The organism is Paenibacillus sp. FSL K6-0108 (assembly GCF_045040695.1).
GTDB classification, from domain to species: domain Bacteria; phylum Bacillota; class Bacilli; order Paenibacillales; family Paenibacillaceae; genus Paenibacillus; species Paenibacillus pabuli_B.
On the sequence record NZ_CP150288.1, the window covers coordinates 1,353,242 to 1,379,407 of the forward strand.

13 protein-coding genes are annotated in these 26,166 nt (G+C 49.9%); all 13 read left to right on the top strand.

Translation table 11 applies throughout. From position 1 onward, the window contains the following. The first annotated feature begins 345 nt into the window (after positions 1-345). Entirely contained in the window at positions 346-7,296 is a 6,951-nt protein-coding gene (locus MHB49_RS06220) for an S-layer homology domain-containing protein (RefSeq protein WP_405155465.1), read from the top strand. Between the two features lie 236 nt (positions 7,297-7,532). Further along, entirely contained in the window at positions 7,533-7,742 is a 210-nt protein-coding gene (locus MHB49_RS06225) for a tautomerase family protein (protein ID WP_024628846.1), read from the top strand. A gap of 56 nt (positions 7,743-7,798) precedes the next feature. Beyond that, a complete protein-coding gene (locus MHB49_RS06230) occupies positions 7,799-8,716 on the top strand; it encodes a sugar ABC transporter permease (protein WP_079350016.1) in 918 nt (305 codons plus the stop codon). A gap of 12 nt (positions 8,717-8,728) precedes the next feature. Then, entirely contained in the window at positions 8,729-9,607 is an 879-nt protein-coding gene (locus MHB49_RS06235) for a carbohydrate ABC transporter permease (protein ID WP_247901027.1), read from the top strand. Positions 9,608-9,648: 41 nt separating this feature from the next. Further along, positions 9,649-10,686, top strand: a complete 1,038-nt coding sequence (locus MHB49_RS06240; RefSeq protein WP_405155466.1) for a response regulator — start codon at positions 9,649-9,651, stop codon at positions 10,684-10,686. Further along, on the top strand, positions 10,683-12,521 hold the full coding sequence (locus MHB49_RS06245) for a sensor histidine kinase (RefSeq protein WP_405155467.1): 1,839 nt from the start codon (positions 10,683-10,685) through the stop codon (positions 12,519-12,521). The genes MHB49_RS06240 and MHB49_RS06245 overlap by 4 nt, the downstream gene beginning before the upstream one ends. 29 nt (positions 12,522-12,550) lie before the next feature. Further along, positions 12,551-13,318: an SDR family NAD(P)-dependent oxidoreductase gene (locus MHB49_RS06250; protein ID WP_405155468.1), complete on the top strand. Its 768-nt coding sequence runs from the start codon at positions 12,551-12,553 to the stop codon at positions 13,316-13,318. Positions 13,319-13,352: 34 nt separating this feature from the next. Beyond that, positions 13,353-15,722, top strand: a complete 2,370-nt coding sequence (locus MHB49_RS06255; RefSeq protein ID WP_405155469.1) for a DUF4962 domain-containing protein — start codon at positions 13,353-13,355, stop codon at positions 15,720-15,722. 141 nt (positions 15,723-15,863) lie between these two features. Next, positions 15,864-17,414 (top strand): extracellular solute-binding protein, encoded by a 1,551-nt coding sequence (locus MHB49_RS06260; RefSeq protein WP_405155470.1) that lies wholly within the window; start codon positions 15,864-15,866, stop codon positions 17,412-17,414. 154 nt (positions 17,415-17,568) lie between these two features. Next, positions 17,569-21,900 carry an alpha/beta hydrolase fold domain-containing protein gene (locus tag MHB49_RS06265; RefSeq protein WP_405155471.1) on the top strand — a complete coding sequence of 1,444 codons (4,332 nt, stop codon included), beginning with the start codon at positions 17,569-17,571 and terminating at the stop codon, positions 21,898-21,900. Between the two features lie 135 nt (positions 21,901-22,035). Further along, a complete protein-coding gene (locus MHB49_RS06270; RefSeq protein ID WP_405155472.1) occupies positions 22,036-24,018 on the top strand; it encodes a CotH kinase family protein in 1,983 nt (660 codons plus the stop codon). A gap of 107 nt (positions 24,019-24,125) precedes the next feature. Then, on the top strand, positions 24,126-24,770 hold the full coding sequence (locus tag MHB49_RS06275; protein ID WP_405155473.1) for a Vat family streptogramin A O-acetyltransferase: 645 nt from the start codon (positions 24,126-24,128) through the stop codon (positions 24,768-24,770). Positions 24,771-25,172: 402 nt separating this feature from the next. Further along, positions 25,173-26,141, top strand: coding sequence for a LacI family DNA-binding transcriptional regulator (locus MHB49_RS06280; RefSeq protein WP_405155474.1), 969 nt, complete (start codon positions 25,173-25,175; stop codon positions 26,139-26,141). Positions 26,142-26,166 lie beyond the last annotated feature (25 nt).

A 26,166-nucleotide genomic window follows, 5' to 3' on the forward strand; every position in this document is an offset into this window, starting at 1 on the left:
AAATAGTCAGTTGGTCGTTTACAACTGTAGCACTTGCACCGGGTGGGAGGAAGTGATGTTTATCATAGTCATCCAGATCGTAGAGACATAAGGAGAATATCCATAACTCCAAAGGAACATATGTCATTGGACACACTGAGCAAACAAAGGAAGACGGGTATCGACAAATTCCCTCTATAAATCGACTGGAATATAGGTCGTATTACTTATGTTTTAGGTAAATAGAATTTTAAAATAAGACTTTTGACCGTACATTTCGTAATATGGATAATTTAGGATTAAATTGTAATATTGTGTCTTCGCGAGGTGGGTGTGTAACCAAATAAGGTAAGGAGAGGATTACCCTTGAAAAGAAGTACGTTGCGAAGGAGCTGCCTTTGGCTGCTGTCCGTATTGTTGTTGCTGGAAACCTGGACAGGCTCAGGCCTTCTTATGGCTCAGGCAGCAAGCTCTTTGAATAGCCAAGAGGCTGCATCGCGGGAGGAGATTCCCGCATGGGCGAAAAAGGAAATGGAATCGTTAAAGGAAGCGGGAGTCATGAAGGGATATCCCGATGGTACAGTTCGTCCACATCAATCCATTACACGAGCTGAACTGGTGACACTCATATACAAAATACGTACTTCTTCGAATCAGAATACATCTACATTTGCTGCATTCAAGGACATCACGAAACAATGGTATGCCGCGGATGTTACGAAGGCAGCGGCGGAAGGCTTGATCAATGGATACCCAGATGGAACATTCAGACCTGATCAGCCCGTTAATCGGTATGAAGCTGCGAAGGTATTACAATTAGCTTTTGCACCTGCTGCACCAAGCGGTCATGCAACGATAAATTACTCTGATCAAAAACAGTTCCCCAATTGGGCAGTGGAACCCATATCATCTATGTCTGCTGTGGGCTGGATGAAGGGATACCCGGATGGCTCATTTGGGGGGCTGCGGACACTTACCCGGGCGGAGGGCGCAGTGCTGCTTCATCGAGCCTGGTTGTCAGAAGCCGGGGGAGGCCATAACGGCAATGAAGAAGGAACTGAAGGTAGTACGCCAGGTGAAGAGAAGCCAGAAGAGGGAAATAATGAAAACAGTTCTCCTGGCACTCCGGGAAATGGGGGAATTACACCTCCGGGAGGACCTGTCACTCCGCCTGTGAATCCACCCAATCCTGAACCGCCAGGAAAGATTGCTGTGCCTGTCGGATTGCTTGCGACAGCAGGTAACGCGCAGGTAGCGCTTCGCTGGGAGCAGTCCGGTACCGTGGCCCCTGCAGGATACAAGGTTTATTACGCAGAGGGGAATTCAGACTGGACCGGTAGTCCTCAGGATGTGGGAAAAAGCAAAAGTCACACCGTTACAGGACTAACGAATGGAAAAACCTATCGTTTTGCCGTAAGCGCTTATGATGCTTCCGGGATAGAGACGAAGCAATCATCCGAGGTATATGCGGTACCTCGAACGGCAATCGATCCGTCACTTCCACCTGATCCACGGGAGACGTCTACACCACTTCCGGCTACACATCACATTTCATTCTCCGAATCCATTGAGTTCTTATACACTGGTGAACGGCCGGTTCAGATCGGCGTCGAGGAAGGCGCAATTGATGCCGAACGAGTTGCAGTGGTTCGAGGCAATGTGCTGGATTCGGAAGGAAACCCTTTGCCGGGAGTCAACATATCCGTATCGAACCAATCGCAATATGGTCATACCATGAGCAGGGGAGATGGGCAATTCGATTTGGCGGTCAACGGTTTTGGCGACATTGTCATTGACTATGAAAAGGAAGGGCATATGCCGGTTCAACGTAATGCCCAGCCCTCAGGCGGCCACTATACCACTTTGGATGACGTTGTGTTATTGCCTTACGATGACCAAGTAACCAAGGTCAAGCTGGGCGAGGATGTCTCCGACACCCAAGTCGCTCAAGGCAGCCCCGTAACCGATGAGGACGGAAGTCGCCAAGCCACATTAATTATTCCTGGTGGAACCTCTGGATCGATTGTGCTGCCGGATGGCACGGAACAGCCGATGGCCGAACTGAATATCCGAGCGACAGAATACACGGTTGGCGAGCGGGGACCAGAAGCCATGCCGGGAGAATTACCATCATTGGTAGGCTATACCTATGCCGTTGAGCTGTCCGCTGACGAGGCGGTATCAGCTGGGGCAACAGAGGTCCGCTTTGATCAGCCCTTATATCTGTACGTAGATAACTTTCTGAATTTCCCGGTTGGTGGAACAGTACCGATTGGTTATTATGACCGGATGGCCGGGGCCTGGATCCCTTCCGATAACGGAAGAATCATTGAGGTGCTGTCCGTCAACAATGGGATCGCATCGGTGGACATTGACGGAGATGGTGCAGCCGACAGTGACAGTGCGATGGAAGCTATTGGCTTGACGAAGGAAGAACGTAGAGAACTCGCGGCATTATATAAACCAGGTCAAAGCTTCTGGAGATCCCCCATAGAGCACTTTACACCGTGGGACTGCAACTGGCCTTACGGCCCACCGCTGGATGCGGAATCTCCGCCGGATCGCAAACCGAACGAAGACAAGCCTGACATTGATGATTCCTGCAAGGCGAATGGTTCCATTATCGGTTGTCAGACACAGTCCCTGTCCCAGGTCATTCCTGTTACTGGTACGGGACTAAATCTGGTCTATGACAGTCAAAGGGAGCCCGGGTATACAAGCGGCAAACAACTGGAGCTTAAACTGACGAATGATGTGGTCTCTCCAAGCATCCGATACATCGAAGTGGAACTGGAGATTGCAGGCCGCCGCATTGTGGAGAAACTGGACCCCAAACCTAATCTGATTTACAGATATGAATGGGATGGGAAGGATGTCTATGGACGTTCCTGGTACGGAAAAGCGGATTATAAATTTACGGTAACCAATCACTATCCGATGGTATATTTGGAGCCTTCAACAGACTTTCCGCGGAGTTTCGGACGTATCAGTAATCAGGGGGGGACCTTTGCTACAGATCGCACGAACATGACAACATCGCTGTCAAGGGTTCATGAGGGAATGATAGACAGTCCACTGAATGAGTATGAGAGTGCCGGGCTTGGCGGATGGAGTTTGAATATTCACCACGGTTCGGACGGGGAGAATCTTTTCCTGGGTGCAGGAGGAGAACACGTCATCATGAATCCTTACCGGAACAAACTTGCCCACACGTTTAATGACTATGATTATGCGCAAAGCAAATCGGATCAGCTCACGGTTACTCCGGATGGCACGACTCACATGGTTATCCTTGACCCTACCGTGAATGGAACAGTATATCATTTTTCACTCATCTCCATGGATAGAAACGGGCGGCAAACCAAGTCGGAGCTTCCTCATCAGAATCCAACGATGTTGCGCAGCTCGCCAACGGGAGAACTATATTTTATTTCAAGCAACTATAATGACAGTGTGATGTGGAAACGGGGGCTCGATGGCAAGTGGCAGCGCCTGTTTACCTTTAATCAGCCAAAGAGTGACTTTGGCAACGGCGATTCTTTTGAACAATTTCCGATCGAACATTTGACGAACTTTGAAGTCGATCGCGAGGGAAATATCTTTTTTCTGCAGAGAGAATTTTTGTATAAAAGCAGCCCGGACGGTACGGTGGAGATACTGAGCGCACCCAGCAACGGGGAGGATACACCGGAGTTTCCGGGTCCAGCCAGCCCAAGCCGTATCGGTCGTATAGCCTATTTTCAACTGGGATCGGACGGAACCATCTATATCATGGATCGATCGGATGATTTTTCACACTATCGTTCCAGAATTCGCAAGGTAACTCCTCAGGGACAAGTTGAAATCATTGTACATTCCAGACCTTATGATCAGCCTGATAAACCGTTGTATAACGGGACTTACATTATTGAAAATCCGACATTTTTCTTTGAGCAAAATTTTAAGTTGGATGCAGAAGGAAATATGTATCTGCTCAACAGGATTAATGGAGGTTCATCCTATGACCTGTATCGTTTGACGCCTTCCGGGAGATTTGAACTGGTGAAGAAGGCAATGATTGATTATATGTATTTTCCGCTTGCAGGCGTTTCACCCGATGGAGAGCTCTACTACGTCCATGTGGAGAGAGGCAAGGCGGAGAACAGCTATCGGAGTTACACCAAACGGACGAGTCGCACAGAAGGAATTACGACTGTGGATGCCGGAGGGCGGGTTGTGTATGAGATGGCACCCGATACGTTTCAACATATCAAGACACTTGATGCGCTTAGCGGTACCTCGCTCTATCAATTCAACTATGATGACATAGGGCGCTTGACGGGGATTGTTGACCGGAATGACAATCAGGTGCGGATTGAAAGGCGAGCAGATGGAGCGCCGTCAGCCATCGTATCTCCTTTTGGTCAACGAACCGAGTTGAGTGTGAACGAGGAAGGAAGAATCACTACGTTAACCAATCCGGCAGGAGAGCGTTACGTCATTGATTATGATGCTGGCGGACTAATGACTTCTTTCACTGAGCCTGGCAAACGGGCAAAGAATTACAGTTATGATCAGGATACAGGGTATCTGATTCGGGCCGAACAAGCGAACGAAGGCGTGAAGACACTTGCGCGAACCCCGATAGAGTCAGGTTATGCCGTGGAAATCAGGGACGCGATGGACCGTGTGACCGCGCTTCGGGTACAAAATCTGAGGGACCATATTCGCCGTGAGTCGATAACTCCTTCAGGAGCTTCTACGGTCAGCAAACGGTATACAGATGGCCGGGTGGTGACTGAACATGCAGATGGAACGATCGTCAGGACATGGAGTCATCCGGACCCTGTGTGGGAGATGCAGGCTGCATATATTGGAGAGATGGAAATAGAACTTCCTTCCGGTAAGAAGACCACATATCGTCAGAGCCGGACAGTTGTATTGGAAGACCCATCGGATCCGTTCAGTTTGTTGGAATGGACCGAGAGCCATAACATCAACGGAGTGATCAAGAAACGCAGTTATAACAGCAACACGAGAACATATACCGAAAGTGATCAGGATACTCCGCGGGTACAGACGATTATGAATGACCGGGATTATGTGGAGAGCATCATTCGTTTGGACGAAAATGTAGATCCGGTGAAGTATACGTACGACGAGCGAGGTAATGTCTCGGGTATAACACAAGGGGATCAGCGGATTACCCAATCGTATGACGAGTATAACCGGTTGGTGGCAACAGAAGATGCCTCTGGCAACCGTAAAACATTCCGCTACGATCATGCCAATCGACTGATGGGTGTCAAGCAGCCAGGAGGAAACGAGTACATCCAAACCTATGATGAAGGCGGGAATAAAACGGGCCTTGTCCTGCCAAACGGCGCCACATACATGATGGCTTACAACGAACTGGATGAGCTGGAGAGCTTTGTGCCTGCCGGTGAAACACTCGGAATTCAACGGTCGTATAATGCGGGTGGCGAATTAACCCAAACCATACAGCCAGGTGGGCGAGAGGTCAACTATGGGTATGACGCAGGAGGACGGATTGAATCCATACATGATTCGGATATCCAGCGGAGCTTCACCTATGCCGATCCAACAGATCGGGTCACCGCTGCCTCTACCACTTCCGGGGACTGGAATCAGAACAGCAAATATAGTTATGACGGTTCCAACGTGACTCGTGAGGAGCTATCGGGAGCTGTTAATGCCACGTATAACTATACCTATGACACGTCTTCCCGGCTTACTGAGATGATGGCTGTTGTCGGAGGTAAGCGGTTAAGTACCCCGATGTCATGGGGGAATACCGGACTTCTTGAACGCTTGGGCAGCTTCCGTCTGGGGAGAAATCAGGACAGCACACAAGTCAGCAGCCTTACAGATGGACAGCTTCGTGTTGAGAAGGACTATAATTCGCTGGGAGCGCTGCAAGAGCTTCGTTATATAAGTGAGGTGGGGCGTTCATCCGGGACGGACGAAGTGTATTCAGGACCGAAGACCTTGTACACCATTGGTTATGAGTATGATCATCGTGGATGGGTAACAAGAAAAACAGTTCTCACTGGAGCCACGGGGCAGGTGGAGTCGTACGAATATATCCATGATGCCAACGGCCAATTAACTCAAGTCATTCATACCGATGTGGATGGCGTAGAGCATATGGAACAATATGAATATGACGCCAATCGTAACCGGATTTTCAGCAAGTCGGATGCAAGCGAGGTTCAGGCAACCTATAATGAGCGGGATCAATTGGTTGATGCGGGAGATGTGACGTATAAATATAATGCTGAGGGGTACCTGACAGAGCGTGGTCAGGACACCTTCGAGTATGGAACACGTGGTGAGCTCCTGAGCGCAACCGTTGATGGATCAAGTGTGTCTTATGCTTACGATTACACAGGCAGACGGATATTACGGAAGGCTGAAGAGGGTCAGACCCAGTTTATGTACAGTAATCCGACGAATCCGTTATTATTGACTGCTTCGGTTGATGCCCAGGGTAAAGTTACAGCTTATGAGTATGACGAGCAGGGAATGCTGCTTGCTATCGAACGGGAAGATGAGCGGTACCATGTGGTTACAGATGCGGTCGGGACACCCGTCATTGTGCTGGATGACCATGGAGTGCCGGTCAAGGAACGGACATATGACAGTTACGGCATTCTTTTAAGTGACAGCAACCCGGAATGGAAACTGGCGCTGGGTTACGCAGGGGGACTGGAAGACGAGACCACCGGACTTGTTCGTTTTGGACAGCGGGACTATGATGCAGCAGCAGGTCGCTGGACAGCGATGGACCCTATTTTATTCCAGGGTGGTCAGGGGAACCTGTATAACTATGTGAACAACAGTCCGATATTAATGCGTGATCCATGCGGATTGTTCTGCATTGGTGCAAGTGCATATGCCGTAGCGGGTGGAGGCGCACAGATCTGTGTGAATTCCGAAGGTATGTCCATATGCGGGGAGCTGGGCTTCGGTGCAGGAGGCGGTCTGGAGATCAGCCCATTTGGTGACCTGGCGCCTGATCATGCTTCTGTCACTGCCTCGGGCACGGGGAAAGTTGGGCCAGTGGGATTGGAACTGGGATTGGAAATATCCAATTTGAATAGTGAGTGCGGGGACCTGATCAATCCAATTGCCAACCTTGCTATAGGGCCAGCATCCTTTGATCTGTCCGATCCTATTCGTGGCAGCTCTGTAGGTGGGGATTTTGATGAACTGGGCTCCAGTCTTTCAGACCTGTGGAATGGCAGTTCCACCAAAATAGGAGCCAAAACCGAGCTTTCTGTTCGCGGTAAAGTATGCGGCGGGATGCTCTGGTAACTTTATTCAGGAAATCATAATAATATATTTTTGAACCTAATCTCATCCAAAAGCCCCCGATTCATGGGGGCTTTTTGGGTTTTATTTTTGCCTGGTCATGGAGTCTTCAACCATGGACACCACCTAAAGAAAACACAAGTAAACGAAAAGACAGTCCATTGTTGCCCTCTCACAGGAACGCTAAGATGAAGTTGTTAAAGCGTTTACATTACGTGATGAAAGGGAGCTGAACTTGGATGCCGGAAATTTCAATCAGGCTGTATGAAGGCAGGACGGATGAGCAAAAGCAGGAGATCGTGGAGGTGTTCACACGCGAGCTTTCACGTATTATCGATCGTGAGCCGGAGTACATTTCCGTTGAATTCAATGAAATCCCGTGGGACGAGAATGTTCCTGATAATTTGAGAAACATGCAATCACAGAAGCAGGGAGGGGAGAAGACGTGAAGCCGGCGGATATCGCGCCTCCAAGCCGGGGAGCAGCCAGACTTAATTCATCTGGTCTGGGCACCCGGCTCGGAGATGCAGGACGTTATCTGTGGCGATACCGGATACTATATCTGCTCTCGGTACCAGGCATCCTGTATTTTTTCCTCTTCAAATACGTGCCTCTGTTTGGCTCAGTCATTGCTTTTCAGAACTACAACATTTTCAAAGGCATCACCGGAAGTGATTGGGTAGGCCTGGAGCATTTTCAGAAGATGTTCAGCCATTATGACTTTTTGCGGATTCTCAATAATACCATTCTGCTTGGACTATATGATCTCGTAATTGCATTCCCGGTACCGATCTTACTGGCCATTCTGCTGAATGAAGTACGGATGATTGTGTTTAAGCGTTTGCTGCAAACGATTGTATACATGCCTCACTTCCTGTCCTGGGTCGTCATTAGTGGTATCTTCATGGGTATTTTCTCGATGGATGCCGGGGTGGTGAACAAGGCACTTGGATTTCTGGGCATGCAGCCGATCTACTTTCTTGGAGAAGACTCGTACATTCGTTCCATTCTGATCGGTTCCGGGATCTGGCGGGACTCCGGTTACGGAACGATTATTTTCCTGGCAGCCATTGCGGGCATTAATCCCGATCTGTATGAGGCGGCAGAGGTCGATGGAGCCGGACGTTTGAAGCAAATATGGTCGATTACCCTGCCATCTTTACTGCCGACGATTATGATTCTGCTGCTGCTGCACATCGGGAAATTCCTCGATCTGGGCTTTGAGCGGGTGTTCGTATTCCTGAATCCGCTCAATCTGGAATCTGGAGAAATTCTCGATACCTATATCTACAAGGCCGGCCTTCTCTCACAGCAATACAGCTATACAACGGCCATCGGATTGTTCAAGTCGGTCGTGGGTTTGATGCTTATTCTACTCGGTAATTTCTTCAGCAAAAAAACTACCGGCGAAAGCCTGTATTAGGAGGCGAGATTGATGCGTACCCCCAGTGTCCGTTACCGTATATTCCGCATTGGAAATCTCGTTTTTCTTACGCTGCTCTCGTTGACGATGATTCTGCCTTTCATTAATGTGCTGGCTCAATCTCTTAGCAGCTCGGAAGCGATCATGGGCGGAAAGGTCAGCTTCTGGCCTGTTGCTTTTACCTGGATCAATTATGAATATGTATTCGGTGATGCTTCGTTCTGGCGGGCATTTGCAGTCTCGGTCGGGGTGACGCTGTTCGGGACGCTGGTCAATCTCGCTGCAACGGCATCGCTGGCCTATCCCGTTTCCCGTCCAGAGTACAAGGGGCGCTCTATAGTCGTCATGTTTGTCCTGGTGACCGTTGTGTTTTCGGCCCCGCTTATTCCGAACTTTATCCTGATGAAGGAACTGCATCTGGTCAACAATCCGCTGGTACTGATTGTGCCAGGAGCGATTAATGCCTTTAACTTTTTCGTCATGCGCTCGTTCTTTGCACAGCTGCCGGGTGAATTGATCGACGCTGCCCGCATCGATGGCTGTGGTGAATTCGGCATCATCTGGCGTATCGTTATTCCGTTGTCCAAACCAGCCATGGCATCACTCGGCATTTTCTATGCGGTAGGACACTGGAACGCCTATTCCACCGCGCTGTATTATCTGAATGATCCGGCCTGGTGGCCAATCCAGGTAACACTCAAGAAGTTGTTTGAAAGTGACGATATTTCCGTCGATCCGGGCTCTGCCGTCTATAGCACCCTTGCACATACATCGCCGGAAGGCATCAAAATGGCAACGATCATCATTGCAACCTTGCCGATCATTATCATTTACCCTTTTCTGCAAAAGCATTTTGTAAAAGGAATCATGGTCGGCTCCGTCAAATCTTAAGTACAAGAAGAGACAGATCTGACGGAAACGGGGGAATGGCGATGTTCAGAATCCTGATTACGGATGATGAGCCAATGATTCGAATGGGTCTGGCGAAGATGATCAAACAAGCGGGACTGTTCGACTGTGAGATTCGGCAGGCTGCACATGGGGAAGAAGCTCTCCAGGTGGTGAAGGACTTTCGGCCGCACATCCTGTTTACGGATATCCGCATGCCAACGATGGACGGTATTGAGCTATGCCGTCGTTTATCCGAGCAAGGCAGTACGATACGCATTATTGTGGTCTCCGGTTATTCGGACTTTGAATATGCAAGAGCCTGTATGGATTATGGGGTAAAGCGATATTTGCTCAAACCTGTGGGACGACAGGAGCTTCATGAACTGCTGCTCAAATTGCTGGCATCCGAAGAGGATAAGCCTACGGTTTCTCTTGTACCCGTGAGGGAGCTGAACGATTGGGCGATGCGTCTGGAAGAGGCCATATGGGAGTTGCGGGAGTCCGATGTGATAGAGCTCCTCGCAGCATGGTCAGGTCGTTATCCGGCATATTCCTTGATGCCTGAGCAGACAGCGGAGCTTTTTCAGGAATTGCTGGAATTGATTATGGCCCGAATGAACGCACGTGGCAACGGAACGATGAGTACATCCTGCGAGATAAATGAAAGCGCTTCCTCAAAAGAGTGCTTCGAGGCTCTGGGCAATGAGATCCACACCTTAATGAAGACGATCAAGGAGCGGCGCAGCGGCAAGCGAAAGCATCCGGTGGAAGAAGCAAAAGCCTATCTGGAGAAGCACTTACGCCGCGAAGTGTCACTGGACGAAGTTGCAGCCAAGCTGGGCCTTAACCCGTCCTACTTCAGCCAGCTGTTCAAGCAGACGACAGGCCAGACCTTTATCCAATACCGGATACGCAGCAAAATGGAACTGGCCAAACGCATGCTGGAACAGCCGGGCAACCGGATTACGGATATATCCTACGAAGTGGGGTATGCGGATCATCCCCATTTTACCAAGACATTCAAGAAAATTACCGGACTGACACCGTCCGAATACCGCAGCAAGTTGGGCATTAAATGATGAAGCGCAGCCTGTCCATCCGCCTGTTCTTTCATTTTGCCGTCGTGATTACGTTGTCCCTGTCCGCCATTGGCTTGTTCACCTATACCTATGCCTCGACTGAAATGAACGACCAGCTCGCGGACAACATCGCCCAAACGATGCGCAATACGGCGTACCAGACCGATCTGTATTTGCAAAATTATGATCGTGCAACCTACTCCATTCTCTCGAACGGAAGTGTGAAGCATTTTCTCGATATGAATTCGGAGGACAGTTATGCCTATTACGAGTACAGCCGTCAAATTAAGACGAACGTGTTTCCAACTGTTTTTATGTTATACCCACAGATCAAGTTTCTGTATGTTATCGGGGATAACGGGCGTGTTGTGATTGATGACAACCAGAATTCAGCCGGCATACCGGATATCGACGCGGCACAGCAATATAAGGAGCTGCTGGCTGCAACCCCTGCAAATGGCGAATCGACGCTGCTTACCCGCAGTATTCGCAGTGGACAGAGCGCCAATGTGATTACGATCGCGCGCCGGATCAGAGGGGTGTCCTCCTATACGCCCAACGGAGTACTGGCGATGGAAGTAAATGTGCTGGAGCTTGACAAAATATGGGGAGAACTCGACCTCGGTCAAGGTGGGTATCAGTATGTGATGGATCAGAACGGAACGGTAATCTACACACCCGGGGACGAAGAGGCGCAGACAGCGATGCCGTCCAGCACGGTGAACAGGCTTATGCACATGGAGGCAGGATCACTGGAACAGAACACGGATGGCACCAAACGACTGTTCATTTCGGAGCTTTCAGAATATTCTGGCTGGCGTTTTGTTGCTTCCGTGCCACTGGAGGAGCTTCAACGACCGATTGCAACGATTCGCTCGACCACATTGTGGGTTGGTGCAGGAACATTACTGGCTGCACTGGTTGTGGCCTATCGAATTGGCGCTTCACAGGTGGAACCCATTCGTGTGCTGATGAACGGAATGAGACAGACGGAGAAGGGAATTTGGAACAAGGTGGAGATGAAGGAAAGGCGCGATGAAATTGGTGTGCTGATCCGCAGCTATAATCTGATGGTCAGCCGGCTGTCGGACATGATTGAGAGTGTATACGAGTCGGAGCTGCGCCGCCAGAAGTCGGAAATCGAGCTTCAGCAAGAGGCGCTGGAACGGCATCGTGCAGAATTTCAGGCACTTCAGTTGCAGATCAATCCGCATTTTCTTTACAACACCCTGGAAACGATCAAATGTTATGCCGTCGTACAGGACTCCGAAGAAATTGCACAGATGGTAGAATCCATGGCTCATATGCTCCGTTATTCCATTCAGACCAATCTGGAGGAAATCACGGTTGCCAATGAACTGAAACATGTGCTGGCCTACCTTTCCATCATGAAACATCGCATGGATCGGGAGCTCGAAGTGGAGGTCATCATTGCGCCGGATCTGTTGTTGGAGAAAATGGTTCGTCTCACCCTTCAGCCGCTGGTGGAAAATGTGTTACAACACGCGTTTCCGCGGGGCATGGAGCCCGGTCACTTTATTCGCATCGACGCTCGGCGTCTTGAAGATCGCTTTCTTGTCATCGTCCAGGATAACGGCATGGGCATGAGCGAGGAACGTTTGGAGAAGCTGCGTCGCCGTCTGGAATTGAACCGTCTGGCAGGCGAAGATTCCGATGATGTCTACCATCGAGGGGGCATTGGGCTCATGAATGTTCATCGCCGGATTCAGCTTGTTTTTGGAGAAACGTATGGCTTGATGATTGAGAGTGAGCAGGGATTGGGAACGACCATTACGATGGCGCTTCCGGCGGATCAGCATAGCAAGCGGATTTAATTGAACCAATAACAGGGAGGAAGATCAAAATGAATATTAACTTGCAGAACAAAATTGCGCTGGTTACCGGCTCCAGCGGAGGAATAGGTGCTGCCATTGCTGGGGCATTGGCACGTTGCGGAGCAAAGGTAGCTGTGAATGGTCTGCATAATATGGATCGGGCGGAGGAGGTTGTGGCCGCCATCCGGGATGCTGGCGGTGAAGCAGCGGTATTTCAGGCCGATGTGACCGATACGAATGCCATAGAATCGATGGTTGGGGATATTACGCTCCGCTTCGGCGGTCCGATTGATCTGTTGATTAATAATGCAGGGCATCTGGTTGAGCGGAGTCCGATTGAAACGATGAGCGAGGAGCTATACAGCCGGATTATGGATGTCAATCTGAAGAGCGCCGTATTTGTCTCCAAAGCGGTCATCCCTGGCATGAAGGCAGCTGGAGGCGGGCGAATTATCAATCTGACCTCGGTCGCGGCTCATAATGGGGGCGGTCCGGGTGCAGCTATTTATGCAGCCTCCAAGGCAGCTGTCATTGCGTTAACCAAAGGACTTGCCAAAGAGCTGGCTCCTGGCGGGATTACGGTTAATGCTCTCTCGCCAGGCTTTATCGGGCAAACAGCGTTCCATGCTACGTTCACTTCAGCGGAAGGCCGAACTTCTGCGGTAAGCAGCATTCCCCTTGGACGGGAAGGGACTCCCGATGATGTCGCAGGAGCGGCTCTGTACCTGTGTTCCGAGCTGGGTTCTTTTATAACGGGAGAAACGCTTGAAATCAATGGCGGAATGTATATGCGTTGATGCTGCACCATTTGCGATAAGGAGGGGATTAACGATGGAAGTGAAGCGGAAGCCTGCAGAAAGACCGTTGTACCAACCCATTAGCGGGCCGTTCCATGTGGACTATGCACCTGACGAACATACCGTTTTGACAGAGAACCCGCCGAGATTTACCTGGATGGCGGCACAGCAAGAAGATGAGAATGCCTATGTGCTGCAGGTGTCGGTGGAGTCTTCTTTTCAGGAAGAAGAGACGATGACCTTTGCGCCGCTCCCGTATAACTTTTTCACGCCGGACCGGGTGTTTGAACCTGGGGAGTACTATTGGCGATATGCGCTGCTTGTAGATCAACCAGCGCAGCAAGGAAGCGAAGCCGAAGCGGACGCTGTCCTGGAGAAGCAGCAGGAAATATCGGCATGGAGTGAGGTGAGGAGATTTAACGTGCCAGCGGGATTACCCGAGACACCTATACCTTCTCGGGCACAGCGTTACGTTTCCACAGACACGTCTCATCCCCGGCTATGGCTCCGAGAAAGTGACCTACAGGCGCTTGCAGATGGCATTGCATCTGATCCCACATATTGCGGCTGGGATGTATTTATGGCAAATTCCGTGGAGCCATGGGCCAACCGCGAACCAATTCGTGAACCGCTGCCTTACCCGGAGAACAAACGTGTCGCCGCTCTTTGGAGGCAAATGTATATTGACTGTCAGGAAACGTTATATGCGATTCGACATCTCAGCATCGCGGGGCGGGTGCTACGTGACGAACGGTTGCTAGGAGCAGCGAAAACCTGGCTGTTGCATGTGGCGGCTTGGGATACGGAGGGAACGACCTCCCGTGATTATAACGATGAGGCGGCTTTTCGGGTCGCCGTTGCGCTCGCTTGGGGTTATGACTGGCTGCATGATGAGCTGAACAGTGAAGAGCAAGAGGGGGTAAGGCGCAGCTTGCTGCGGCGGACAGAACAGGTGGCCCAGCATGTGATGGTTCGCTCGAAGATTCATCATGTGCCTTATGACAGCCATGCGGTGCGTTCATTGTCTTCCGTGCTTGTGCCCTGCTGTATGGCCTTGTTGCATGAGGAGCAGCAGGCTGCAGTTTGGCTGGATTATGCGATCGATTATTATGCCTGTCTGTACTCCCCTTGGGGAGGAAGTGATGGAGGTTGGGCCGAAGGTCCAATGTATTGGACAACAGGCATGGCCTATGTGACCGAAGCGATGAATTTGTTGCGAAACTATGCGGGCATCGATTTCTTTCGTCGGCCGTTCTTCCAACGTACCGGAGATTTTCCACTCTACGTGTATCCGCCCGACGCGCGGCGCGCCAGCTTTGGAGATCAGTCTACGCTGGGTGACCCGGTAAACTTGAAAACAGGCTATCTTGTCCGCCAACTGGCAGGTGTTACAGGCAACCGCTGGTACCAGTGGTACTTTGATCGTGTAAGCCAATCCGATCCGGGGACAGAGGGAGCTTTTTATAACTACGGTTGGTGGGACTTTAACTTTGACGACCTGGTATACCGCCACGATTATCCGCAGGTGGAGGAAGAGTCGCCTGTGGACATCGAGCCGCTTAAGTGGTTCCGTGATGTGGGGTGGGTAGCCATGCATCACCGGATGGATGATCCGGATGAGCATATTATGCTTCTTCTCAAGTCGAGCCGTTATGGCTCCATCAGCCACAGTCATGCGGATCAGAACAGCTTTACCCTGCATGCATTCGGTGAGCCGCTTGCGGCGGATACCGGCTATTATATCGCGCACGGCAGCTCCTTTCACCGGGAATGGCGCAGGCAGACACGTTCCAAAAACAACCTGCTGATTGGTGGAGCAGGGCAGTATGCTGAGAACAACAAGGTGCTGAATATGGCCGCCACCGGACAGATCGAAGAGGCCTACTGGCGGGATGGTGATGGTTATGTGCGCGCGGTAGCGACTGATGCCTATGCCAGCACCGTACCCCATGTGAAGCGTGTTGTAAGGGAGGTTCATTTTTTGCAATCCTCCTACTTCGTCATTGTGGACCACATTGATCTGGAGAAGCCGGACAGCGTCCAATGGCTGTTCCATGCCCTGCACCCGCTGCAGTTGAAAGGGCAGAGCTTCCGTCTGAACGGGAATAAGGCGGGACTTGAGGGGACGTTTGTATATGCTTCCTCCGGTGAGCTGGCGCTCAGCCAGACAGATCAATTTGCAGAAGTGGACCCGGCAGAGTACGAAGGGCTGGAAAGACATTATCATCTAAACGCGGAAACGCGCCCTGCTTCAAGCCATAGAATTGTAACGCTGCTTGTGCCATATAAGATCGAGGAGCCGAAGTATGTTCCCTATTTCATCGATGACCAGGATCACGGCATTCATCTTTACTTTACCGACAACGGTGAAACGAAGAAGATTGAGGTATCCAAGACTTATTAGGGAGTACTGACCTAAAGAAAACGCAACCTCATCTAAAACATCCCCATTGTTGCAGGCGGTGGGGATGTTTTAACATCTATTTGAAAGCGCTTTACCAACGAGTGGTACCTAAATCTAAATCAGGATGAAAAGAGGGGTAGCATGAAAAAGTGGATGGTCTCAGGGATTGCGCTATTGCTGGCGGCAGCTGTCATGACGGGGTGCAGCAGTGGGAGAGGAGCGGCATCCGGTGAGGGCGGAGGAGATGGCAAAACGAAATTTTCTATGTCTCTTCGTACGTTGGCGTATACGTATGTGGAGAAGTCGCCGGACATCAACCAGGATAAATGGGTGAAAAGGCTGGAGGATCTGACCAATACCGATCTGAAAATCGTCCTGGTGCCTCATAAGGAATATGAGCAGAAAATGGTCCAGATGTTTGCCACCAATGATATTCCTGATGTGGTGCAGGGTGACGGCGGCGTCAACGGTAAAGAGATGGCCGGCTCGGTCGAAGCCGGGGTATTTCAGCCGCTCGATGAACTGCTGCAGCAGTATGGGCAAGATTTGCTCAAAGCCGTACCGAAGGAAGCCTGGGACCAAGTAACCCATGATGGACATATCTATGCGATCCCTGAATATTTATCCAATCCCTCCCGCCGGGCAACCTGGATTCGCAAGGATCTGCTGGATCAAACGGGACTGCCGGTGCCCACTACGGTTGAGGAGACGATGGATGTCTTGCGCGCCTTTAAGAAGCTTGGTGTGGAGAATCCGTATATGGGACGTGAGGATTTCAAATATGCAGATACCTTTTTCGGTGCCTATGACGTGCAGCAATTCCTGTCCATGATGGAGCAGCAGGGCGATCAGATTGTACCGAAGTTTATGGATAACGAGAATATGCAGCAAGCCCTGACCGTTTACAAGACGATGTACGAGGAAGGGCTGATCAACAAAGAGTTCGCGACCATCAATTCGACCGTATTCAAAAATACGATTCTCTCTGGCAAAGCAGGCATGTGGTCCATGAATGCCAACGAACTGATCCAGTGGGAGAAGCAGATTAAAGCGTCGGTTCCTGATGCCAAAATCGAGATTATCCCTTCGCCTGTCGGCCCGGACGGAAAGGGCGGTTATTATCTGTACGGTCCGGTGACACGTGCCTACTTTATTAATAAGGATGCCGCTGACCCGGCTTCCATTATCCGTTTCTTTAACTGGATGGTGTCCGATGAAGCGGAGAAGTTTTTCACGTACGGCACGGAAGGAGAGACCTACACAGAGGATAATGGCGTGATCTCATACACAGCACCAACAGACTCTGCTGGCGTGGACGAAGAGCGTTACCGTCAGTCGTTCTTATGGTTCGTTCAGGATACGACGTACAATAAAGGCTCGTTATCGCTGACAGAAGAAGGCAGAAATCTGATGAATATTTACGATACCATCTTAGCCAAAGAAGGTCGGGATGGCATCAACTTTGATCCGCGTTTGGAAGCTTTTGTACAGAATCCCGAGATTGCTCCCAATTCGGATACACCTCCTCAGGTATTGCTCACACACATGATCAAAATGGTTTATGGGAAGGAGCCGATCTCGGATTGGCCGAAAGTGGTAGAGGAATGGAAATCCAAAGGCGGCGATCGGGCAATTGAGGAAGCCACGGAGAAATTCAATAAAGGTGAAGGCGTGTCCGCACCGCGTCGCTAGAATTGTGGGGGATAAGCAATGATTACAATTAGCAATGGGATGTCCTGCTCACCGTGCAGATGAAACACGTCAACAGAAGCAGCAGCACCGGAGAACGGACTGATTGCAAGGGTATAATGTCAGGAAATTTGACCACCGTGCGGAGGGGATACAAGTGAATGACGTATTCAAAACGTGGAAAAAGCGCGTTGTACTTGTTGTCATGTCTGTGATTCTCATTAGCGGTATTACCGTTCCCGTGCATGAAGTCCGGGCGATGGAAGACGCTGTTCCTCATTCTATTTTAAATGCTGCGCAGGAAGAAAGAGGAAATATCCCGGAACCGGAGGGCCCCGAGCTGGAGATTTACGCGGAAAACTTTGATGACCCGGACAATTTTGGCTCTACAGGTGGAATTGCATTGAGAGCTCCCTGGTCGCAGGAAGGGGCAGGTGGAAGCAAGGCCAAAACGTCATCTTCCACCACCGCACCCTCGCTGCCCAACATGATCAAGATGGACGGAACCGATGCGCTTGCACTGCCTCTAAACTTGACCGGATACGGAAATATCCGGCTAAGCTACTACACTCGTGCCTCATCCTATATAAGTGGAAGTGTGATTATCGAGTGGTCGAAGGACGGAGGCAGTTCTTGGGCAACGCTGGAGACATTTGAACTTTCCCCAGGCACTCCAGACGTGAAGAACAAGGAAGGTAATACGCTAAAAAGCTGGACGCTGGGTTCGGAAGCGAACAATAACAGCACGGTGAAAATTCGTTTTCGGACAGGAGATGCCATGCAGGCCAACATGTATATCGACAATGTTGCCATTTACGGTCAGGCTATTCCCGGAATAACGCCTGCCCCATCCCCAGTTCCGCCTGGAGAGGAGAATACTGAATTTACGCCACCACAAGGAGTGATTTTATACGAGGATGTGGAGATTGGCACGGCTGGTGGGCGGGCAATCTATTCATCCATTGCTGTCCCTGAGACAGCGGCACCTGAACCGATGCCGGTTATGGTCTATATTCATGGAGGTGGATGGAATCACGGGGACCGGAAGCAAGCATTAAACTCCATATGCAATTATGTACTCAAACGTGGTTACATCGGTGTATCTCTGGACTACCGGCTAACACCTGAGGCGCCTTTCCCTGCCCAGATTCAGGATGTGAAGCTTGCTATCCGATATTTGCGGGCCCATGCAGCTGAGTACAATCTGGACCCGAGTCGGATCGGCGTCTGGGGATCATCTGCGGGCGGCCATCTGGCTGCATTGCTCGGCACAACAGGGGACATGGTCGCTGGTGACACCGTAGTGCTCGATACAGGTGCGACGGTAGATATACCTGATCTTGAAGGTTCAGGCGGATGGCCTGAGTATTCCGACAAAGTGCAGGCGGTCGCCGACTGGTACGGACCTGCCGATTTTACGACGACATTTGCCAATAACTATAGCTCGGTCACGGCTCTGCTTGGTGGGCATCGTGCGTTCGATGTTCCGGAGCAGGCCAGACTTGCCATGCCGGGCACGTATGCTTCACCGGATGATCCACCGTTCTGGATCCGGCACGGCGATGCTGATGCCACCATTCCCTATGCCGACAGTGTTACTTTCGCGGGACAGCTTCAATCCGCGGGTGTTCCGATTGTGGATCTGAAGATCGTACCGGGTCAGGGCCATGGGTTTACAGGAACGGCATCCGAGGTTGCCAATGCGGAGGCATGGGCCTTCCTTGATGAACATGTGAAGAACCGGATTGTTACGGAGCCAATTATTTTCAAAAACAATCCCGAAGACACTTCGCCTGGAGATGAAGAGGAGGAAGAAGAAAAACAGTTGATTGAGAAGGTCATCGCCAGCAAGCTGCCGAGCGACGATGCAGCGATTGACAGCGGGAAGCCTGATCTGAATTTCAATCAGGCTACAGGCTCCAGCACCGGATTACTCAGCATCTCTTCCACTTCATCCACCAAGAAATATGTGTATTTTAAATTCGATATGACCGGAAATGAGTCTGAAGGAGATCGGTATCGGCTGCGGATTGCTGCCAAAAAAGGCACGTCGAATATCGATACAGAGTTGTCTCTTTACGGTTTGAATGAAACAGACTGGAACGAATCATCGTTAACCTGGTCGAATGCTCCGATTCAAAGTCTCAGCGAAGCTTCGCTCGTTGGCAAATTCCAGGTCACGGCAGATCGTAATGGAAGCCCAGCAGTTTACGAAGTCGATGTGACCGATTATGTGAAGAGTCGTTCAGAGGCGGGAAAGGTGGCATTTCTGCTTGGGGACGCCGGATCAACAGGCGTTTCCGTGAACGTATATACCAAGGAAGCCAATGGAACGAGCAATCCGCGTCCACAGTTATCGGTCATTGCTTTAATCGAAGATGGAACCGACACACGTGCGCCAGAATGGGAGCAGGGAGCCGAGCTTGAAATTCGTAACTGGGGGACGGATTTTGCGGAACTAAGATGGCCTGCAGCCAGCGATGATACAGCTGTATTTGCCTATCGGATATATCGGGATGGAGCTTTGCTGGCTGAACAAGGTAAACAGTCATTTCGTGACAGCGGACTTACAGCTGGAACATCGTACACGTATCAAGTGAGGGCGATTGACGAGGCCGGCAACGTCAGCAGTGCTCTATCAACCGATATGACCACGCTTGCCGTTCCGATATCATCCCTGCCGGTTGTTTCCGTCTCGGCAAGCGGTAGCGATGGCAACCTGGCGACCAATACCATCGACAATAACAGCTATACACGCTGGTCTGTTGCCGGAGAGGGGCAGTGGATCATGTTTGATCTGGGGCAGGCGCAGCAAGTCGGCTATGTTGGTATTGGTTTTTACAAAGGGGATGTCAGGAAGACCTTCTTTGAGATAGAAACGTCTGTTGATGGAGATCATTGGACCCAGGTATATGGCGGAGAAAGCAGTGGGGATACAACAGAAATGCAGGCATTTGATATCCCGGACACTTCTGCACGTTATGTACGGATCACCGGGCATGGGAATTCGGATTCAAGTATTTATACGAGCCTGACCGATGTGCATCTGTATGCCCCTTTTGCCGGGGAAGGGACCCCTGTTGCACTGATTCCATACATTGAGCCCCAACCGCCGGAGGGGACGGTGCCCTTTATCGCTCCTGGTCTAACGGAGACAGATGGTACACCACATGCTGTCCATTCTCCACATGCAGTAACTGGACGTACGATTGATGTACGGGATTATGGAGCAGATCTGGCTGATAATACGATTGATGACCGACCAGCAATACAGGCTGCCATTGATGAGGCCAGCGTTGGTGATGAGGTGTTTTTGCCTAATGGAGTGTACAATTTGTTGTCCGGGCCGGATGGAACCACCAACCTGATGCTCAAATCCGGGGTGAACCTGAGAGGAGAGAGCAGTGAAGGAACCGTGCTCAAGACATCGCTTGATCAGGTGACGGGCAGCGCCGTCCTGAAAGCATCGGCTCAGCATAGCATTCTCGTATCCAACATGACCATAACTTCATCCTGGTCCGGCAGTTACACGACGGATCACAAATCCAACAATCCCTCCGCAGGAGGGCCCGATAGCATGATCCATATTGCCAACTATGGTGAGGCTCCATCGTATGACATTACGATCGATGGCGTGATTGTGGAGAAATTCAAACGCATGGCTATCCGCATCGAACACAGCCGAGATGTTGTTGTGAAGCATGCAACATTCCGCAATGCAACAGATCTGGGCCCTGGAGGTTCGGGCTACGGCATTTCCATTCAGGGAACGGCCAAGACTGATCGGCTCGGCTTTGACAATGATACGATATGGAATGTGGTGGAAGATAGCACGTTTGAGGGGCCTTATCTCAGACATGGAGCGTTGATCCAGTTTGTGGCCCATAATAACGTGCTGCGTGGCAATACTTTTAACGGAACGAAGCTGGATGCTATTGATCTTCATGGTGAACTGGAGTATTTGAATGAAATCTCCGGCAATGTGATTACGGATGTGCTGACAGGCGCAGGGATTGGACTTGGCAATACAGGGGGTTCAGCACCCAGCAACCACAGCAAGTCGGGCAAAGGAAACTACATTCATGACAATACGATCACGAACAGCCAGATCGGCATCTCGGTAACCATGGGCACCCCGGATACTTTAATCGAGGATAATTTCATCGAGAATACAACCACGATTGCCGATGCGGCAGGAATTAAAGTACTAAACGGACCGGGCACAGTAATACGCGGCAATGTGATCCTTAACAATACCTCCAGCGGTTACTGGGGCGTTCGGCTTGAGCGCGACAAAGGTGATGCCGGAGCCGGCAACATCGGTGAAGGGAACCCCGAGAATGTGTTGATTGAAAATAACCGAATTGAAGGTAACACAAATGGAATTGGACTCTTTGCCGGAGTCGACATTCTGCTGAAGGCCAACATTCTAAACAATGTGAATGAGGACTATTACAAAGCAGCAGGTGTTACCGTTACCGAGCTATAAAGGATCACAAAAAGTAGCCTGATGGGCTACTTTTTGTTATGAATCATTGATTTAAGATTCATTAAAGGTTTGTCCTCTACCATGGTTTTATAAGCCTAAGCTGCTTAACAGAAACCAAGAAGGAGGATTCATCATTTGAATAGTTTACTACGTAAAGTTGCAGTAACGGCCTTGTCCGTGACGATGGTAACAACATCTTCTTTTGCTTTAATAGGAAGCTCGAACGCAGCGTTCGCTGCAGAGGATACAAGTACCAGCACAGGTGTCACGCAAGCCTATGAATCGTTGTTCCAGACGGACAACGTTATTGATGTGAATGTTACGATTGATGATGCAGACTGGAAGAGCATGCTCGAAAGCCCGCTGGATAAGGATTATAAGAAGGTAAGTGTGGAAGTGGATGGCAACAAGCTGGATAACGTAGGTTTCTCCACCAAAGGTAATCTGACTTTGAAAGCCGTTGCCTCTAATGAAGATTCGGATCGTTACAGCTTCAGACTGAAGTTTGATAAATACGATAAAACACAAACCTTGCTCGGCTTGGACAAAATGGTCCTGAACAACAACTACGCTGATCCATCATACATGCGTGAAGTTCTTCACTATGAAGCACTGCGCAGCATTGGCATGGATGCACCGATGACGAATTACGTCAATCTGTACGTTAACGGTGAACTGGTTGGTTTCTATACCGGCGTTGAAGCGGTGGATGACAGCTACCTGGAGCGCAACTATGGTGAAGATTATGAGGACGGCGTCCTCTACGATACAGACGAGAAGAGTTACCTGCAATATTCAGAAGGCAGCGACTACAGTACGATCACGAAGGACTTGGGTACGGATAAGGACAAAACCAACCTCAAAAACTTCATTAAAACGCTGAATGATATGCCTGAAGGCGAAAAAGGCGATATTGAGAGCGTGCTGGACGTGGATTCGGCGCTGAAATATATCGCGGGCAACATGGTCTTTGGTAACTATGACAGCTATAGCGGCGACAAAGGGCATAACTACATGCTTTACGGCGATGCTGATGGCAAGTTCACGGTTGTACCTTGGGACTTTAACATGTCCTTTAATGGATACTCCGGTGGAGGCGGACGTGGTACAACAACAACTGGATCAACCACGACTAACACCAACGCAACAAACGTATCTGTGGACGAGCCAGTACTGGGCATTAGCATGGAAAATGTACCGATGATCAACAACCTGCTGGCCGTGCCTGAGTATAAGGAAAAATACTTGAGCTACGTCAATGAGTTAACGGACTATCTGGAAGGCATCCAGGACCGCATCACAGATCTGGCTGACATCCTTCGTCCATATGTAGAAGCAGATCCAACGAAGTTCTACACTACAGAGCAGTTTGAATCCAATATCGCATATTCTGCCAACGCTGATGCAGCAGGCGGTATGGGTGGCATGGGTGGTACACCGCCAGAAGGCTTCGAGGGCATGACACCGCCAGAAGGCTTCGAAGGCATGACACCGCCAGAAGGTTTTGAAGGCATGACACCTCCCGATGGCACGACACTGCCGGATGGCACGACGGGAACAGGAACAACAGACAGCACAGGCAATACCCAGACACGTCCTGGCGGTAACTTTGGCGGAGGTATGGGCTCCATGGCAGCGGGATCGCTGACCACGTTTGCACTGAACCGACTTGCCAATCTGCAAGAACAGCTGGGGCGTGAAGTAACGCCGTTGCCTGAGACCTCAGAAAATACAGGCACGGATAACGGAACAGAAACAACAGACAAAGTGATCACTGTAACCCTGGATGGCAAATCAGTCACGTTCCCGGATCAAGACCCATTGCAGCAAAACGGACGAGTGATGGTACCGGTGAACGCCATCCTTGAAGCTATGGGTGCAGAAGTAACGTGGGACAAAACAGCGAAAACCGTAACCGTCGTTCTGAATGACCAGACGCTTGTGCTCCAGATTGGAAGCAGCACGGCAACGGTGAATGGTGAAATGCTCGAAATTGATGCACCAGCCATTATCAAAAACAGTCGTACACTTGTGCCAGTACGTTTCATCTCTGAAGGACTGGGACTGACCGTGGATTGGGATCAAACGGCTGCCCAAGTCACACTTACATCCAAATAAGCAATTTCTCCGGTAGAGTAACGTTGTTCTATGGAGAACGAGAAAAGGGATTCGATGATCAGATCGAATCCCTTTCTGGTACAATAAGGGAAAAGGAGGGAACACATATGGCTCCCGATAAAACAAAACTTTTCCCCAACGAGAACATTCGCACCGTTTGTTACATTCAGAATTTGCCGCCGCGCCCCAATGTGGACATCGGTGACTATACGTATTATAGCGACAACAGTAATCCCCCCGAGCAATTTTATGACCGCATTCAGCATCATTATGATTTCCTGGGTGATCGTCTGGTGATCGGCAAGTTTTGTGCAATTGCCGAAGGCGTGACATTCATTATGAATGGTGCCAATCATCGGATGGAGGGCATGACGACCTATCCTTTTAATATTTTTGGTGGTGGTTGGGAGAGAGTAACCCCTACACTGGATCAGCTGCCTTTTAAGGGAGATACTGTATTGGGCAATGACGTCTGGATTGGGCAAAATGTAACCATTATGCCGGGTGTCACCATTGGAGACGGTGCCATCGTTGCTTCCAATGCGACAGTCACCAGGGACATCGAGCCTTACAGTATTGTGGGTGGCAATCCGGCGAAGCCAATCAAAAAGCGCTTTGATGACGATATCATTGCTTTACTGCTGGAACTGAAATGGTGGGATCAGAATGAGGCGTGGCTGGACACTCATTTGGAACGACTGGTCTCTACATACGATGCGCAGACATTGCGTGAGCTGCTGAAGAACAAGTAGAGACGGCGTACGTGAATTGATTTGCAAAAAAACGAAGCAATGGCTGGTTCCTGACGGAGCCAGCTTATTTATTTTGAAGTCCATATGCTCATCATCACCATCATAATTCATGAAACCTTGCATACCCACGCCAAGCCCCAGGATGGAAGAGGTCAAACGGAACAGGAACGACAGACAAAACGATTAACGTAACCCTGGATGGCAAAACAATTACGTTCCCGGATCAGGACCCGCTAGAGCAAAGTGGCCGAGTGATGGTACCTGTAAACGCCTTTCTAGAAGCTTGGGTGCGAAAGTGTGTAAGGTATAAAATTGTTGAGTTAATGTTTTCGAAAAAATATTGAAACGTTTCCAATTAGGTGTTATTATGAATTCCATCAGAGAGATAGGCGGGGGGGTTAGATGTCAAGTATTAAAGATGTAGCCAGCTTAGCTGGTGTAGCTGTAGGAACCGTGTCCCGTGTTATTAACAATTCGGGCGCCGTTAAACCCGCAACACGCAGAAAAGTCGAGAAGGCCATACAAGAGTTGAATTATATCCCTAATGAGATTGCCCGAAATTTCAAAATGCGGAAGTCCAAGATGGTAGCCCTGCTGCTCCCGAGTATCTGGCATCCTTTTTTTTCCGAACTGGCTTATTACATTGAAGATGAGCTGGATCGGGAAGGTTTCAAGCTCATGCTGTGCAATAGCGGTGGCAAACCTGAAAAGGAATTATATTATCTTGATATGCTCCAGCAAAACAAAGTGGCGGGTATTGTCGGCATTACGTACAACGATATCGAAAATTACGTCAGCAATGACATTCCGATTGTCAGTATCGACAGGCACTTCAACAAGAAAATCACATGTGTTACGTCGGACAATTATGAAGGAGGGCGTCTGGCGTTAAGGGAACTTGTCAAAGCAGGAGCCAAAAAACCGGCTTTTATGGGGAGTGTCACTTCTGTTTTCAGTGAAACCATGAATCGGAGAGAAGGTTTCATTCAGGAAGCCAGAACCATGGGGGTTGACTACGTTGTATACGAGAAGCCAGACCCGGTTTTGGACGATGATGCCTATTATGATGAGTTTCTAAAAGAGCATGGGGATGTGGATGGTATTTTTGCCATTACGGATATGTTCGCCGCCAAATATATAGAAAGAGCCGGCAGGCAGGGCATTAACGTTCCGGAGGATGTAAAGGTCATCGGATATGATGGCATTCAGGATCATCCTTATTTCCATCCAATATTGTCAACGATCAGACAACCTGTAGAGGAGATGGCACGTACGACGATCAGGCTGCTCTACCAAAAGATCGATGGGGAAACATTGGACCGGGAAGTTTATCGTCTTCCAGTCATATTTAGACAAGGTGAAACGACTTGATCGTTCCTGAGAACAAAAAGCTGTA

What these genes read in the sequence shown, in the direction of transcription:
- MHB49_RS06240 (WP_405155466.1), top strand. Translation starts at nt 9,649, where the DNA reads ATGTTCAGAATCCTGATTACGGATGATGAGCCAATGATTCGAATGGGT.
- MHB49_RS06275 (WP_405155473.1), top strand. Translation starts at nt 24,126, where the DNA reads ATGGCTCCCGATAAAACAAAACTTTTCCCCAACGAGAACATTCGCACC.
- MHB49_RS06255 (WP_405155469.1), top strand. Translation starts at nt 13,353, where the DNA reads ATGGAAGTGAAGCGGAAGCCTGCAGAAAGACCGTTGTACCAACCCATT.
- MHB49_RS06245 (WP_405155467.1), top strand. Translation starts at nt 10,683, where the DNA reads ATGATGAAGCGCAGCCTGTCCATCCGCCTGTTCTTTCATTTTGCCGTC.
- MHB49_RS06225 (WP_024628846.1), top strand. Translation starts at nt 7,533, where the DNA reads ATGCCGGAAATTTCAATCAGGCTGTATGAAGGCAGGACGGATGAGCAA.
- MHB49_RS06235 (WP_247901027.1), top strand. Translation starts at nt 8,729, where the DNA reads ATGCGTACCCCCAGTGTCCGTTACCGTATATTCCGCATTGGAAATCTC.
- MHB49_RS06260 (WP_405155470.1), top strand. Translation starts at nt 15,864, where the DNA reads ATGAAAAAGTGGATGGTCTCAGGGATTGCGCTATTGCTGGCGGCAGCT.
- MHB49_RS06250 (WP_405155468.1), top strand. Translation starts at nt 12,551, where the DNA reads ATGAATATTAACTTGCAGAACAAAATTGCGCTGGTTACCGGCTCCAGC.
- MHB49_RS06280 (WP_405155474.1), top strand. Translation starts at nt 25,173, where the DNA reads ATGTCAAGTATTAAAGATGTAGCCAGCTTAGCTGGTGTAGCTGTAGGA.